Annotated in this window: 12 protein-coding genes and 1 tRNA gene; 3 read left to right on the top strand and 10 right to left on the bottom strand. The window is 63.0% G+C overall.

The genetic code is table 11. The features are described from left to right. Positions 1 to 11 precede the first annotated feature (11 nt). Genes AC0MRV_RS06955 through AC0MRV_RS06945 form a run of 3 tightly spaced genes read left to right on the top strand, consistent with a single transcriptional unit; the run spans position 12 to position 2,034 of the window. Positions 12 to 476 (top strand): DUF6428 family protein, encoded by a 465-nt coding sequence (locus AC0MRV_RS06955; protein ID WP_472763717.1) that lies wholly within the window; start codon positions 12 to 14, stop codon positions 474 to 476. 38 nt (positions 477 to 514) lie between these two features. Then, entirely contained in the window at positions 515 to 1,570 is a 1,056-nt protein-coding gene (arsB, locus tag AC0MRV_RS06950; RefSeq protein WP_472763716.1) for an ACR3 family arsenite efflux transporter, read from the top strand. Between the two features lie 26 nt (positions 1,571 to 1,596). After that, positions 1,597 to 2,034: an arsenate reductase ArsC gene (locus AC0MRV_RS06945; protein WP_472763715.1), complete on the top strand. Its 438-nt coding sequence runs from the start codon at positions 1,597 to 1,599 to the stop codon at positions 2,032 to 2,034. A gap of 561 nt (positions 2,035 to 2,595) precedes the next feature. On the opposite strand, the gene AC0MRV_RS06940 is transcribed toward AC0MRV_RS06945, so the two are convergent. The 10 genes from AC0MRV_RS06940 to AC0MRV_RS06895 all read right to left on the bottom strand — a co-directional run bounded on the left by AC0MRV_RS06940 (position 2,596) and on the right by AC0MRV_RS06895 (position 15,281). Continuing rightward, positions 2,596 to 2,672 (bottom strand) — tRNA-His (locus AC0MRV_RS06940). Positions 2,673 to 2,764: 92 nt separating this feature from the next. Further along, positions 2,765 to 3,442, bottom strand: coding sequence for a phosphate signaling complex protein PhoU (gene phoU / locus AC0MRV_RS06935; RefSeq protein ID WP_472763714.1), 678 nt, complete (start codon positions 3,440 to 3,442; stop codon positions 2,765 to 2,767). 34 nt (positions 3,443 to 3,476) lie between these two features. After that, positions 3,477 to 4,334: a phosphate ABC transporter ATP-binding protein PstB gene (gene pstB, locus AC0MRV_RS06930; protein WP_472763713.1), complete on the bottom strand. Its 858-nt coding sequence runs from the start codon at positions 4,332 to 4,334 to the stop codon at positions 3,477 to 3,479. 19 nt (positions 4,335 to 4,353) lie between these two features. Further along, entirely contained in the window at positions 4,354 to 5,421 is a 1,068-nt protein-coding gene (gene pstA, locus AC0MRV_RS06925) for a phosphate ABC transporter permease PstA (RefSeq protein ID WP_472763712.1), read from the bottom strand. Between the two features lie 9 nt (positions 5,422 to 5,430). Further along, positions 5,431 to 7,032 (bottom strand): phosphate ABC transporter permease subunit PstC, encoded by a 1,602-nt coding sequence (gene pstC / locus AC0MRV_RS06920; protein ID WP_472763711.1) that lies wholly within the window; start codon positions 7,030 to 7,032, stop codon positions 5,431 to 5,433. 112 nt (positions 7,033 to 7,144) lie between these two features. Beyond that, positions 7,145 to 7,954, bottom strand: coding sequence for a phosphate ABC transporter substrate-binding protein (locus tag AC0MRV_RS06915; protein ID WP_472763710.1), 810 nt, complete (start codon positions 7,952 to 7,954; stop codon positions 7,145 to 7,147). 33 nt (positions 7,955 to 7,987) lie between these two features. Beyond that, positions 7,988 to 9,238, bottom strand: coding sequence for a porin (locus AC0MRV_RS06910; protein ID WP_472763709.1), 1,251 nt, complete (start codon positions 9,236 to 9,238; stop codon positions 7,988 to 7,990). Between the two features lie 264 nt (positions 9,239 to 9,502). Beyond that, positions 9,503 to 10,327 (bottom strand): phosphate ABC transporter substrate-binding protein, encoded by an 825-nt coding sequence (locus AC0MRV_RS06905; protein ID WP_472763708.1) that lies wholly within the window; start codon positions 10,325 to 10,327, stop codon positions 9,503 to 9,505. Positions 10,328 to 10,498: 171 nt separating this feature from the next. After that, positions 10,499 to 12,334 carry a hypothetical protein gene (locus AC0MRV_RS06900; protein ID WP_472763707.1) on the bottom strand — a complete coding sequence of 612 codons (1,836 nt, stop codon included), beginning with the start codon at positions 12,332 to 12,334 and terminating at the stop codon, positions 10,499 to 10,501. A gap of 49 nt (positions 12,335 to 12,383) precedes the next feature. Then, complete coding sequence (locus AC0MRV_RS06895) at positions 12,384 to 15,281, bottom strand: TonB-dependent receptor (protein ID WP_472763706.1); 2,898 nt, start codon at positions 15,279 to 15,281, stop codon at positions 12,384 to 12,386. Between the last annotated feature and the right edge of the window lie 67 nt (positions 15,282 to 15,348).

The raw sequence follows: 15,348 nt of genomic DNA, 5'->3' as shown, positions 1-15,348 counted from the left end.
CCATCATCTTTATGTCCTCCTCATCCCTCGAAACCACCTCCGCCGCCGTCACCATCCACGAGCTCAAGGCCGCCCTCGGCGCCGCCCCCGAGCTTCCTCTCACCGTCATCTGGACCGACGGTGAAGCCATCGAACCACACTTCCATGTGACCGAAGTGGGTCGCGTGCAGAAAGACTTTGTCGATTGCGGCGGCACCGTCCGTCGCGAGGTGACCTGCTTGCTCCAGACCTGGGTCGGGCCCGATGAGGATCACCGCATCACCGCAGACAAACTGCTCAAAGCCTTCGCCCACGCCGCGCCCATTCTCGGCGACGAAAACCTGCCGGTGGAACTCGAATACGAGGCCTGCAATGTGGTGCAGCTCAAGCTGGCTGAGATCCGCCAGGAAGCCGACCGCTTCGTCATCCAGCTCGGCCACAAACACACCGATTGCCTCGCCAAGGACGTGTGCCTGCCCGGCTCCGGTTGCTGCTGAGCGTTGTTCATCCGCCCCCTGTCTCCCTCACCCCCGCCATGTCCGACGCCGTCGCCAAGAACATGAGTTTCCTCGACCGCTATCTCACGGTCTGGATCTTCGCCGCCATGGCTGTGGGCGTGTTGCTCGGCCATTTTTTCATCACCGACGCCGAGGCGTTTTTCGCCCCGCTCACCCTCGGCACGACCAACGTGCCCATCGCGATCGGCCTCATCCTCATGATGTATCCGCCGCTGGCCAAGGTGCGTTACAGTCGCCTCCCGCAGGTGTTCGGCAACCCGCGGGTGCTCAGCCTCTCGCTCGTGCTCAACTGGTTTATCGGCCCGCTGCTCATGTGGGGTCTCGCCGTGGTCTTCCTGCGCGACCACCCCGGCTACATGGTGGGACTCATCCTCGTCGGCATCGCGCGCTGCATCGCCATGGTCCTGGTCTGGAATGACCTCGCCGACGGCAGCCGCGAATACGCCGCCGCCCTGGTCGCGCTCAACAGCGTCGCGCAAATCCTGACCTACGGCCTCTACGCGTGGTTCTTCCTCACGGTGCTCCCGCCCCTGGTCGGCTTGGAGAGCACGATCGTCGAGGTTTCGATGGGGCAGATTTTTCAGAGCGTCATGATCTACCTCGGCATTCCCTTCGCGGCCGGCGCGCTCAGTCGAGTGGTGCTGGTGCCGCTCAAGGGTGAGGCGTGGTATGAAAAGACCTTTCTACCGCGCATCTCCCCACTCACGCTCGGCGCCCTGCTCTTCACCATCGTGGTGATGTTCACCTTCAAGGGGGACACCATCGTGCAGCTGCCGCTCGACGTGCTGCGCATCGCGGTGCCGCTGCTGGTGTATTTTGCCACGATGTTCCTCGTGAGCTTCGTCCTCGCCGGACGGGTCGGCGCGACCTACGAGCAGGCCACCTCGGTCGCGTTCACTTCGGCGGGCAACAACTTCGAACTCGCCATCGCCGTCGCCATCGCGGTCTTCGGCGTCGACTCCGCGATCGCCTTGGCCGCCGTGGTCGGACCGCTCGTCGAAGTCCCCGCCCTCATTGCCCTTGTCCACGTGGCCTTCTGGTTCCGCCGCCGCTGGGCGGCGCGTGCCGCCTGAAACATTGCTTTGCCCACTTACGCTTCATGAAACCCAACATTCTGATTCTCTGCACCGGCAACTCCTGCCGTAGTCACATGGCCGAAGGCCTCTTGCGCGCCGCCGCCGGCGACCTCGTCGAGGTGCACAGTGCCGGCTCGAATCCGGCGGGCTACGTCCACCCCAAAGCCATTGCGGCGCTGGCTGAACTCGGCCTCGACATCTCGAGCCACAGCTCGAAGCACATGAATGAGTTCCTCGACCGCGACATCCACACCGTGATCACCGTCTGCGGCAACGCCGACCAAGCCTGCCCGACCTACCCGGGTCAGGTGGATCGGTATCACTGGGGCTTCGACGACCCGGCCCACGCCACCGGCACCGAGGAAGAAATCATGGCGGAATTCCGCCGCGTGCGGGACGAAATCAAACTGGTCTTCGAAGCCTACGCCGCCGGCTTGAAGGCGGGACGCACGCTCGCCTGAACCTACGGATCGATCGGGCGTAAAGCCCGCCCGACAATCCAGTTGCCGCGGAATCGTCGCTGCGCGACGCCCCTTCCGGGCAGCTTCGCCGCCCTCCACAAACCCGCTTCGCGGGTTCAAATCCCTCGGGTATCCTCCTGCCCCGACCTAGCCGAATTCGTGAATCGTCAATCCGGCTTCCAAAAAATGGGGCGACCAACGGGATTGGCGGCGCCTGCGGCTTGTTCCGCTGGCGCGGAATCGTCGCTGCGCGACGCCCCTTCCGGCCAGCTTCGCCGCCCTCCACAAACCCGCTTCGCGGGTTCAAATCCCTCGGGTATCCTCCTGCCCCGACCTGGCCGAATTCGTGAATCGTCAATCCGGCTTCCAAAAAATGGGGCGACCAACGGGATTGGCGGCGCCTGCGGCTTGTTCCGCTGGCGCGGAATCGTCGCTGCGCGACGCCCCTTCCGGGCAGCTTCGCCGCCCTCCACAAACCCGCTTCGCGGGTTCAAATCCCTCGGGTATCCTCCTGCCCCGACCTAGCCGAATTCGTGAATCGTCAATCCGGCTTCCAAAAAATGGGGCGACCAACGGGATTCGAACCCGCGACCCCTAGAATCACAATCTAGTGCTCTAACCAACTGAGCTATGGTCGCCGTAAAGGGGCCGGAAAACTCGACGCGCTTTGGGCCTCTGTCAATGCAGAGTTTTATCTCAAAATCGCGAGTTTCCCAAGGGGCCGGGCACCTCAGACTTCCGGGGTGTTCTTCGTCGCCTCGGTGTGGCGCACGTCCCGGCCCTTGGCCAGGTAGATCATCTCCTCGGCAATGTTGGAGGCGTGGTCGGCAATCCGTTCGATCGACTTGGAGATGAACATCAGGTCCAAGGCCCGGCTGGTGACCGTCGGGTCTTCGATCATGTAGCTGGTGAGCTCCCGATAGAGCTGCTTGTTGATCGCATCCACATCGGCATCGCGCTTGCAGACCCCCAAGGCCTTGGCCTCGTCCTCCTGCAGGAAACAGTCGAGCGCATCACGCAACATCTCCACCGCGATGCGACCCATGCGCGGCAGGTCGACGTAAGGCTTGATCGGCGGGTGCGCGGCGAGTTTGGCGACGCGGCGAGCAATGTTGGTGGCTTCATCCCCCACTCGCTCGAGGTCATGGCTGGCCTTCATGCCGACAATCACGAGGCGCAATTCGGTCGCGACCGGCGAGCGCAGGCTCATGTAGCGCACCGCCTCCTCGTCGATTTTGATCTCGAGTTGATCGAGCTCGTCGTCGGCGGCGGTGACCTGATCGGCCAGCGAGATATTGCCTTCCACAACGGCCTCGACCGCCTGACGCACTTGGCGCACAGCGATCTCGCCCATCAGGACGAGTTGGGAGCGGAAGGTCTCGAGCTCGGAATCAAAAAAGCGTTTCATAGGTGGAAGCGGGCGGAATCGGCCACGGGTTCAATCAACCAAAGCGACCAGAGACATAGGCTTCGGTCTGTGGGTTGCCCGGATTCATGAAAATTGTCTGCGTTTCCGCATATTCGATCAACTTGCCGAGGTAGAAAAACGCGGTGCGATCGGAGCAGCGCGCGGCCTGCTGCATGTTGTGGGTCACGATCACGATGGTGAATTTGGACTTCAGCTCGTGAATCAGTTCCTCGACCTTCGCGGTGGCGATCGGGTCGAGCGCCGAGCAGGGCTCGTCCATCAGGATAATCTCGGGCTCCACCGCGATGGCGCGGGCAATGCAAAGGCGCTGTTGCTGGCCGCCGGAAAGGCCGAGGCCGCTGGTGTGCAGGCGATCCTTCACCTCATCCCAGAGAGCGGCACCACGCAGGGAGCGCTCCACCACCTCATCGAGGTGGGCCTTGTTGTTCACGCCCTGGAGGCGCAGGCCATAGGTGATGTTCTCGTAGATCGATTTCGGAAACGGGTTGGATTTCTGGAAGACCATCCCCACGCGCTTGCGCAGCTCGATCACGTCGACGTCGGAGCGGTAGATGTCGATATCGTGGATCTTGATCTCCCCTTTCGCGACCCGGGCGCCGTCGATGAGATCGTTCATGCGGTTGAGGCAGCGCAGGAGGGTGGACTTGCCGCAGCCCGACGGGCCGATGAAAGCGGTGACCTTCTTCTCCGGCACTTTCAGCGAGATGTCGAAGAGGGCCTGCGACTCACCGTAGTAGAAATCAACGTTGTTGATATCGATGATCGTGCGATCGGCGGCTGCCGGCGGCTTCGTGGTCGCCTGAGCGGCGGCGGCCGGGGCGGAAGTCGGAGTGGACGACGGTGAATCCATGGTGGTGACGAGAGTGGGCATGACGTTGGCAGCACGTCCCTTACCAGCGGTAGCGGGAACGCAGTCGGTTGCGAAGAATAATCGAGGTCGTGGCGATGAGGGCGACGATGGCGAGGAAGACGAAGGCCGTGCCGTATTGCACCCGCTCGGAATACTCGTTTTGCGGGATCTTCGAGCTCACCACGTAGATGTGATACGGCAGCGCCATCACACCCTGGAAAAGGAAGTCCATCACCCGCTCCACCTCCCAGGGCAGCTTGTCACGGATGACGTAGGCGGCGGTGAACATGATGGGCGCCGTCTCGCCGGCCACACGGGCGATACCCAGAATCGAAGAGGTCAGGATGCCCGGCGTCGCATACGGCAGGACCGCCTTGCGAATGGTCTGCCACTTGGTCGCGCCGAGGGCGAGCGAGCCTTCCCGAAAGCCTTTGGGCACCGCCTTGAGCGACTCTTCGGAGGCCGTGATCACCACCGGCAGCACCATGAAGGCGAGCGTGAACCAACCGGCCATGAGGGAGACGTTCCAACCGAAGAAGATCACAAACATGCCGAACCCGAAGAGGCCAAACACGATCGAAGGCACGCCCGCCAGGTTCAGGATGGCGAGTCGAATGGCCCGCACCACCGGTCCCTGCTTGGCATACTCGTTCAGATAAATGGCACTGGCCACACCAAGCACCAGCGCGATGGTCATCGACCCGACAACGAGCAGGATCGTGCCGACGATGTTGGGGAAAATTCCGCCGGCCGAATACACGTAGGTTTTCGGATTCAGATCGGGCGCAGTCTCACCATTGGCCGCCGCCTGAGCTTCGAGGTTACCGCGAAACTCCCGATATTCGTCGTCGGCCAACTCATATTTCTGGCCCTGATACTCGAACACGTAGAGGGACTTCGGCGCCTCGGTGAGGAACGGCACGTTGATGAACGGAAACGACGTCTGGAAGACCGTCTTCGACCCCTTGATGATGATGTCGCCGAAGACGACCAGACCCGCCGCGAGGATCACGTAGGTGGCGAGGCGGAAGATCCAGTTGATCCCGGTCTCGGCCCGGCGGCGCGGGCTGGGACGGGCGGAAAAGAGGTGTTGATTTTCGTCGCTCATGCCAGGTCCTCAGCCGATGGAAATGCGGTAACGTTGCACGATCTTTTGCGCGATGTAGTTGATGAGCAGCGCGATAAAAAAGAGTAGCATGCCCACGACGAACAGCGCGCGGTAGTGAATGCCGCCCTGCACCACTTCGCCCATCTCCTGCGCGATGATGCCGGTCATGGTGTGCACCGGTTGGGTGAACGCGGCGAAGCCGGTCGAAAAGTCCGGTATGGCGATGCGGTTACCGGCGCACAGCAGCACGACCATGGTTTCGCCGATGACGCGGCCAAAACCCAGCAGCACCGCCGAAATGATACCGGAGAGCGCCGCCGGCAGGATGATGCGGATGATCGTCTGGAGACGTGTCGCGCCGAGGGCGAAAGAGGCCTCCTTGAAGGCGCGCGGCACGTTTTGCAGCGCGTCCTCGGCCAAGGTGAAAATCGTGGGCACGGCGATGAGCGCGAGCAGCACGCCGGCGGTCAGCGCGTTGAGGCGTTCGGCCACCGGGAAGCCCGGCACCCAGCTCAACCATTCCCAACCCGACATGACCCGCAGGGCTTCACCCAGCACCGCAATGCCGAAGAAGCCGAGCACGACCGAAGGAATCGCGGAGATGAACTCGATGCAGGGTTTGATGAAACGGGACTCCCGTTCGTGGGCCAATTGGTTGACGTAGATGGCCGCACCGACCCCGAGCGGCACCGCCAGCGCGAGCGCCACCATCGAGACCATGAGCGAACCGGTGAAAAGCGGCAGCACGCCATACCAATCCTGCCAGAAACTCGCGGTCAGCCAGCGGCTGCCCGTGAGGAAACTGGATACGGCTTTGGAGAACGGCACCGGTTCCGCGTAGTCCCAGGCCGCCATTTTCTCTTCAATGCGCGGGAAGTTCGCCATGTAGTCCCGCACGAGTTGCTTGAAGCGCTCCAAACGCGCCTCGAGTTCGGGCGTGGCCAGCTCGGGGTTCGGTTGGTCGAGCACCCGTTGCAGACTCGCGGCAAAGTCGGCGTTCAATTCCTGGTAAACCGGGAAAAAATCCAACAAGGGCTGCACCTCGGCGCCGTAGTCGATCTCGTCGGTCGTGACGGCGGCGGCTTCCTCCTTCAGCCCCTCGGCCAACAACTGACGGCGTTCCTCAAGACGGTCTTCGTTGATGAGTGCGCGCGTCTTGATCGCAGTGGCGAGGTCGCCGAGATCCATGACCGCTCCCCGCAGCGGTTCGACGGTATCGCCAAAGTCATAGGAATAGTCGTCCAGCGCCATGAGGCGACGGTTGGCCTCGGCCAACTCCAGCCCCTCCTCCTGCGTGTAGTGCTGGAAGGATTTGATGCGCAGATCGAAAAGGTAGCGCGTGAGCGCGGTATGGTCCTCCTCCTGCTGCCGCATGAAATCAACATACTCGAGCCCGGCCTTGCGGTAGAGTTCGAGGTTGGCCCGGTTCTGCGCAAAGAACCCGGCACCCTCCCTGAACAGGAAGATCGTGATGAGCCCCAGCACGACCACGGCCACGAAGGCGTTGCCGCCAAAAAACGCCTGGATGCACTCGTCGAGCGTAAGCCCGAGGAAACGCGTGCGCGTCTTGGTGATCGCAAAGGCTGGGCGGGAGGAGGAAGGGCTATCCATGCGGCGGCGTTGAAGCAATGGTCCGGGTGGGACAAAGCAGCAGAGGGGCCCGCCTGACGAGCGTCAAGGGGCCCCCGTGTGACAATCCTGCAAAGGGTCGCGTCAGCTGGGTTTATTTGACCGGCACGAAACCGATTTGACCCACCACGGCCTGACCCTCGTCGCTGAGCGTGAAGTCGATGAAGTCGGCGGCAATGCCTTCGGCCTCACCGTTGGTGTAATAGAAGGTCGGGCGGGCGTAGGGATAGTCCTTCGACTGCACGGCGGCCTTGCTGGGCTTGCTGCCTTCGATCGAGACGACCGCGGTGCCCGGGGTGTCGGCGTAGGCCAGGCCCACGTAACCGATCCCGTTCGGGTTGCCGGCGACCTCGGAAGCAATCTGTTCGTTGCCCGCCATCTTCTGGGACGAGGGCGCATAGTCGCGGCGCTTCATGGCGAGGTCCTTGAAGTCGGAGTAGGTGCCGGAGGCGGTGTTGCGGGTGTAGATCGAGATCGGGCCGGCGGGACCACCCACGGCGGACCAGTCGGTGATGTCGCCGGTGAAGATACGTTCCACCTGGCGCTTGCTCAGTTCCTTCACCGGGTTGTTGGCGTTCACGAGAATGGCGATGCCATCATAGGCCACGATGGTCGGCTTGAGGGTCACGCCCTTGGCGCGGCCGGCGGACATCTCGGTCGGCTTGGCGCGACGGGAGGACATGCCGATCTGCGCGGTGTTGTCGATGACCGCGGCGATGCCGGTCGAAGAACCCTCGGCCGCGATCTCAAAGGAGACACCGGGGTGCTTGGCGCGGTAGGATTCCGCGAGCATCGGCACGAGTTTCGCGCCCAGGGTATCGGAGCCCTTGATGACGAGTTTCTGGGCCGTGGCCGGAGCGACGAGCGCGGCGCTGAGGGCGAGCAGGGAGAGAAGCTTTTTCATGTGCTTGTAAGGAATTTGAGGAAAGGAAGGGCCTTAGAAGTTAACCTGCATCTGCGAACGGATGCCGTTGGCCGATTCGTCAACGCCGCCGCGTTCCGCCGTGCCGTGCACGTAGCCGAACTGCAGTTTCAGGTCCGAACCGACAATGTAGTAATTAAAGCCGAAGTAGTATTCGGTGAGGTTGTCGCCGGTGAGCGAAGCCGGTGCGGAGCGCACGCCGTCGGAAACCTTGATGCCACGACCATCGGAGTCGGTGTAGCTGTAGCGGGCGGCAAATTGAAACTGTTCGGTGATATCGTAGGTGCCCTGCACCCACACGCCCCACGGCGAGGCGTCGCGGCCGGCCCCGATGCCATCATCGACGCTGGCTTGGAGGTATTCACCCTGGAACGCCCACGGACCGTTACCGATGTTGGCGTAGAGATTGAAGAGCGAGATGTCGCTGCCTTCGGTCGGGTTCTTGCCGCCCTGATCGGGCAGCAGACCGGCGGCGGCACCGAGACGGTAGGAGGTCTCACCGGCGAGACCGGAGTAACCGGCGTCGGCCCAATAGGCGAAGACGTTGTTGCTGTCGTTGCCGGCGGTGGAGGCACCACCGGGACCTTCGGTGCGCTCCGGGTTGGTGAGCGCGGCACCCCAGTAAAAACCGGTGGACTTCTGTTTGCGGGCGTTGGGGTTGGCCTCGAAGAAGACGCCGGTGCGATAGGAACCGGCGCCGAGGCGGCGGCCATTGTTGCCCTCCACAAAATAACGGGTGGCGCCGGAACGCTCGATGGCGTCGAGGCTGCCGGAAGAGGTCCACTCCTCCATGCCGAAGTTCACCTTGCGCACGCCGATATCGACGGCGAAGGGCAACTGGTCGCCGAGGTAGCCGGCGTATTCGATGTAAGCCTTGTCGAAGTTTTCACCGGCGAAGTCGTAAACCAGGTTGGCGGACCAACCGGCGCCGAGCTTGGCAGCGGCGCCAAAGTAGAGGCGGCGGAGAAAGATGTGGCTCGTGTCCGCCACATTGGCATCGGAGCTGAGACCGGCATACTGGACTTGCAGGCGACCGCTGATCGAAAGCGAGTGGGTGGACTTGCCACCGGAAATCGAGCTGATGACCGCGGCGTGGGATTCCGCGGTCAGTTCGGCGCGAATGTCTTCGGCTTCCTGATCGGTAAGAACGCCCTTGCGAACAAGGACATTGAGCAGCGCACCGCTGTCTTGGGCGGCGGCAAAGGAGGCGATACCGCCGAGGAGGGCGCCGAGGAGCGCCACGCGTCTGAACAAGGAGTTAGTCATGGATGGTGTAGAGAAGCGCCGCACCGGCTCGGTGGCGACGGGGGCGGACTCTGCCCGACCTTTGTTACAGTTCCGTGACGGCCATGTTACGGTGCGGGAACTTTGCTCATTCTGTCACCGTTTTGCCGGCTTTCTGTAACATTGCCGCGAGTCTGTCACAAGAACCGCCGCTTTTGGCCTGCTGAGCGCCATCCGAATGTCACAAAAAGGCCGCCTCATGGTCGAGGCGGCCCAGGAAAAGAAATGGCGGTGTGCGACGCCGAATCAGTGCTGCAAGGGCACGAACCCAACCTGCTCGGCGATGCGTTGGCCGTCCTCGCTGAGAGTGAAGGCGATGAACTCAGCCACGATGCCCTCGGGCTCGCCGTTGGTGTAGTAGAAGGTCGGACGCGCGTAGGGATAGTCACCGGAGTTGACGGAAGCCGCCTCCGGCAGGTGGCCATCGATGGTGGCGATCTTGACGCCCGGAGCATGCGAATAGGCGAGGCCCACGTAACCGATGCCGTTGGGGTTGCCCGCGACTTCCGAGGCGATCTGTTCGTTGCCCGCCATCTTCTGCGAGGACGGCGCGTAGTCGCGCTTGCGCATGGCGAGGGCCTTGAAGTCCGAGTAGGTGCCGGAAGAGGTGTTGCGGGTGTAGACCGAGATCTCGCCCGGGTTGGAGCCAACGGCCGCCCAGTCGGTCACTGCACCGGTGAAGATCTGCTCCACCTGGCGCTTGCGCAGGTCGGTGATCGGGCTGTCGGCGTTCACAATCACGGCCAAGCCGTCAAAGGCGACCGTGTGCTCCGTCATTGCGACCCCCTTGGCCGAAGCAGCCGAAATCTCGGTCGGCTTGGCCGAGCGACTGGACATGCCGATGTCGGCCGTGCCGTCGATCACGGCGGCGATGCCGGTGGAGGAACCTTCGGCGGCGATCTCAAAGGAGACGCCGGGGTGGCGGGCTTTAAATTCCTCCGCGAGAATCGGGACCAGTTTCGCGCCGAGCGTATCGGAGCCCTTGATCACGATCTTTTGCGCCGAGGCCGAGCTGACGGCGGCCACGACGGCGAGGGTGCAGCCCAAAAGGAAACGGAGAGGAGTTTTCATCGCGACGAGCGTGAGCGGTGCCGTGGAAAACGCTCCAGCGTTTTCGGTGACAGCCGGGTAACGTTTGCGTGACGCCGTCACCTCGCCGTCACGCCCCTCCCCGTTCGCGCCCCAAAAAAAGCGGGCCACCGAAGTGGCCCGCTCGTTTCGCAAGAGACTCGAAAGAAGGTCTTAGTCGACCTCGTAAACCTCGACGATGGCGAGACCGGTCGCGCCGTCGACGCCGCTCACTTCGATCGAGTAGACGCCCGGAGCGAGGGTCGCGATCATGGAGCAGTCGCCGGTCTCGGTCAGCGGGAAGGCACCGACCGAGGAGCTCACGCCCACGGTCTGCGTGCGAACCACGCGGGAGACGTCGAGGGGCTCGGTGCTGCCCGCCTTGAAGAGGCGGACCTGGGTGGCAGTGATGGTGCCGGTGAGGCCGATGCCCGGGGTGGCGAGGGTCGGACCCGCGACGCGGATGAGGACCGTCTGCACCTGGGAACCGTTGATCACGAAACCAGCGTTGAGGGTCTGCAGGCCCGTGCCCACGAAACCGCGGGTGGAGATGTTGACCGGCTTGGAGGTGGAGTTCGGAACGATCGAGGTGGTGACGGCCGGATCGTCGGCGCGCGCAGTGCCTTCACCGCTGCCGGCATCTTCCAGGGGACCGGCGGCGGAAACGTAACCGGCGAGGGAGATGTTGGTCCAACCCTGGATCCAGAGGTCGTTGCCGAAGGCGCCAACGTAGTCGGTCACTTCCGCGCCAGCGGCGCTGGCGTCAAACACCGTGGTGTTCCAGATCGGGGAAGTCGCCTTGTCGGCGGAACGCGGGTCGAGAGCCTGGGAGAGCGCGGTGCGGGACACGCCGATCAGCATCGGGTCAGCGATCATGTTGTTGAGCGTGGCATCGGTGAAGTAGGAGACGGCGTCCAAGTCACCGGAGCTGCCGGAGGTGCCCCAGGCGGCGGTGGTGTTGGAGGCGGCGTCGTGGCTCCACCAGACGTTGCTCTTGAGCTCGGGCATGACATCGCCGATGTCCTTCTCGATCTCGATGCCGGCCTTGAAGTCGATGAACACGGAGTTCACGAGGTGCACGGTGGCGTTGTCACGCGGGTTGATCGGAGCGGCGGCGCTGGAGTCGCCGAGACCGATGGCGGTGAGGTTGGAAACCCACACGTTACCCTTGGGGGTGTCGGCAACCGAAGAGGTCTCGCCGTCCCACTCAATGGCCTTGTCGCCGAAGGGCTCTTCACCGGTGTTCACCTGAATGGTGAAGAGGTATTGCAGCGTGCCGCGGAAGCCGGTGTCGAAGTCGAAGGAGTCGTCACCGCAGAAAGCCGCCACAAGGTGGTCGGGGGATACGGTGCCGCCGAAAAACTCGTAACCGTCGTCGTAGTTGGCGAAGACCTCGATGTAGGAGAGCGTCGTGCCGGAACCGACACCACCGCAGGTGAGACCATTGATCTCATTGCCGGCGCCGAGGTCGGCACCACCGTGACGGATGGAGACGTAGGTCATCACGCCCGAGCTGTCCTCATCGTTGCTGCCGCCGAAGGTGATGAGCGGAATCTGGTCCGAAGTGACGGAAACGCCTTCGATCTGATCTTCGACCGGGCTGCTGGCCGTCGTGCCGTCGGCACGGGAGTTGATCTTGGCGTTGCCGAGGAGGATCACGCCACCCCACAGACCCTTGCGATTCGGTCCGAGGGAACCATCGAGCGGATCGAGCTCGGAGGTGAAGACGATGGGGGCCTCGGCAGTGCCTTCGGCCATGATCTTGGAGTTCTTGGTGATGATGAGAGCCGCGGCGCCAGCGCCGGAGCTGACTTCGCCCTTGATGACGGTGCCGGGGTCAATCGTCAGCGTCGCGCCGTTCGTCACGAAGACGTAGCCGCTGAGTTTATATTCGTTGTTCGCCGTCCAATGGGTGTCGGCGGTGATCGAGCCGCTCACGTTCACGGTCGCGGCGTGCAGTGAGGCCGCGGCGGCCATGAGCGCCACGGAGATCAGGGATTTCAGTTTCATTCTTTTTCTTGGGTTGTTGTGTATGGACACAGGGATCGGTTTGCCCGGCTCACTCGAAGAGGTAGCTGAGCGAAAGGGAGAAGCTGCGACCGGCGTGGTAGCGGCTGTAGACGAGGTCACGGTCGGGAAGCCCGATCAGTTTCTCCTTGGCGGAATCGAGGAGATTTTTGGCGCTGAACTTCAGCTTCCAGCGGGTGCCGAAACGCTGGCTCAACACAAAGTTGAGGTCGGGCGACGGCTGCTCATAAACGTCCGGCATCGGGCCGAAGACGACGAGGTCGAGGCGCTCGCCGACGACGTTGTAGGACAGGGTCGCGGAGGTGCCCCACTCTTCACGCGAGTAGTTGACGTCGGCGTTGAACACATAGGGCGACTGGCCCAGCAGCTCGCGCTTGTTCGAGGCGTTGGGATCGTAGCCGCGCAGGATGGACATCTCCGCCTCGGGAATCGTCACCTCGGACTCGATGAAGGTGAGGTTGCCCCCGACCGACCAGCGGCTGAACGCCTCGCCGAGGAAGCTGAGGTCGCGGCGGAATTCGAACTCGATGCCGTAGACCGTGCCCTGCTCCACGTTTTGCGGCTGAATCGAACCCACCGCCGGCTGGTAGAGCACCTCGATCGGGTTGCTCATGTCCTTGTAGAACGCGCTGACCGCGACGGTCTCGCCCTTGCCGGGGAACCACTCCCAGCGCAGGTCAAAGTTGTCGATGACCGTTAGTTGGAGGTCGGCGTTGCCGAGGTAAACGTCGCCGGTGAACACATCGGCGTAGCGAATATCGGAGAGCTCCTTGTAGGTCGGGCGAGCGATGGTGCGGCCGTAGGCGGCGCGCCAGTTCATGCGCTTGTTCTGCGCCCAGACGAAATTGATCGCCGGGAGCACGTTGGAATCATCGATGATGCCGGTCTTCGGCGTCAGGCCCGGCACCTCCACCGGTGTTGTCACGATCTCGGTGCTTTCGTAACGGGCGCCGAAGATGCTGCGCAGTTGATCGGTGATCTGGTAGTCGAGCATCGCATACACCGCGCTGATGTCCTGCTCGCCGGTGTATTTGTTGGGCTCCTGTTGGCGGGAGATCGTGTTGCCGAAGGTCACGCCATCAGCATCGCGATCGATGATGCCGACTTCGCCCGGGAAGGCTTCCACGGCGTCCCGGGTGCGGGCGGAACGGAAATACTGGAAACGTTGCTCGTCGTAGGTGCGCTCGTTGGTCGAGGCCATGCCACCGAACTTCACGCGGGATTCGCGACCACCGATGCGGACCGGCACCGTGATATCCAGGCCGCCCTCGGTGGCTTCCTCGGTCAACTCCCGGAAGTAGCGATCGGGCTGCACGCCGGTGGCGTTCACCGGGTTGCCGTCGAGGTCGTAAAGCGCGTTGAGCGTGCGATAGTCGGGCTGGTCCTGCGTGCTCTCCGACTGGGAGAGGCGCCACTCCACCTGAGTCTCGCCGAGGCCCATGAAGAGGCTCTTGCCGGCCAACTGCGCCGACGCGACGGAACGCTCGGTGCGGAGCAGATCGTAGATCTCGTAGATGGCGCCGCCGTAATTGAAGACCTCTTCACCGACGCCGCGCTTCACGGTGTCGTCGACGCTTTCGTTGTAAACCAGGTCGAGACTGAACTCATGGTCGATCGACGGACGCACCGCCAATTTGACGAGGCCGCCCTGCGAGTCGGAAATGGTGCTGGAGGACACGCCAAATTGGGGCGTGCCAGCCGGGGCCTGGGTCGGGTCGAAGGACAGCAGATCCGCGTCGGAGGTGAGCAGGTAACGCAGCACGACCGTATCCGGGGTGCCGGTAAAACGGCCGATCACGCCATCGTCGTAGTGGCTGTAGGAGCGGCTGCGGTTGAAGCTGCCGGTGATGCCAAAAAGACCGGAGTCGCCGAATTCAAAACTGTTGCCGGCGGCGACACTCAGGCTGGAGTTCAGCTCGCCGCGACGCTCATACGGGTAAAAGGGCGTCGTGAACAACTTGGTCGCGGCATCAAGCTGCTCGGCCGGCTCGAAGTTGCCGAACACGTCGGCCTGGATCTCGGCGGAAACGCGATTCGGGAAGGTCTCCGGCAGGCCGTCCGGCACGCGGCCCATGTTACCCGGCGAGGCCAGGATCTTTTCGTCGTAGGCGTTGCTGTTGCCGCCGGTTGCGATCGAGGCCGTGAGGAAGAAGTGATCCGGGAAGGACTTGGTCTTCAGGTTGACGCTGCCACCGGAGAAAGCGCCGGGCTGGTCCGGCGTGAACGACTTGGTGGTGACGACGCTCTCAATGATGTCGGTCGGGAACTGGTCCATCTGCACCGCGCGCTTGTCGGGGTCGGCACTCGGCACCGACACGCCGTTCATGAGGGTGTTGGAGTAGCGGTCGCCCAGGCCGCGGATGAGCACGTATTTGCCATCCACGACCGAGGCGCCGGTGACTTTGCTCAGAGCCTCGGCGGCGTCGCCGGCCCCGAGACGGGAAAATTGATCGCTGCCAATCGCATCGCTGATGGAGGACGCCTTCTGGCGCGCCACCAGCAGGCCGATGTCGGAGGACTGCACCACGTCGGCCGAGACCGTGAAGGCCTCCATCTTGACCACATCGCCACCGATCGGGCCGAGCGGGATGTCGAGCGACATGGTTTGCCCCGGCGTGACGACGACATTGGTGATGTTCGCGGGTTGATAACCGTCTTTGATCACCGAGAGCGTGTAGGAACCCGCCGAGAGGCCGCTGAGGGAATACGCGCCCGCCAAATCCGTGGTGGCGGATGCCCCCGTTTCCACGACGGTGACCTCGGTCCAGGAGACCCCGAAACCGGAGCCTTCGTCGATCACCCGACCGGACACCGCACCGGTCGCGCCCGACTGGGCATGCGCAACCGCAACCAAAACCAGCGCCCCGGTCAGGGCGAAAAACTTACGAACAATGGATCGAGCGCTCGAACGGCGCGGGATGCGTGACATGCGACCGACACCGCCACGACGCGAGCCCTCAGATCAAACCGAATGACGGGTCGCCACCAACATGTTA

The organism is Actomonas spartinae, assembly GCF_051209155.1.
Classification (GTDB): Bacteria; Verrucomicrobiota; Verrucomicrobiia; order Opitutales; family Opitutaceae; genus Actomonas.
The sequence above is the reverse complement of the archived record's forward strand: the minus strand, read 5'-3'. Positions and strand labels throughout refer to the sequence as shown.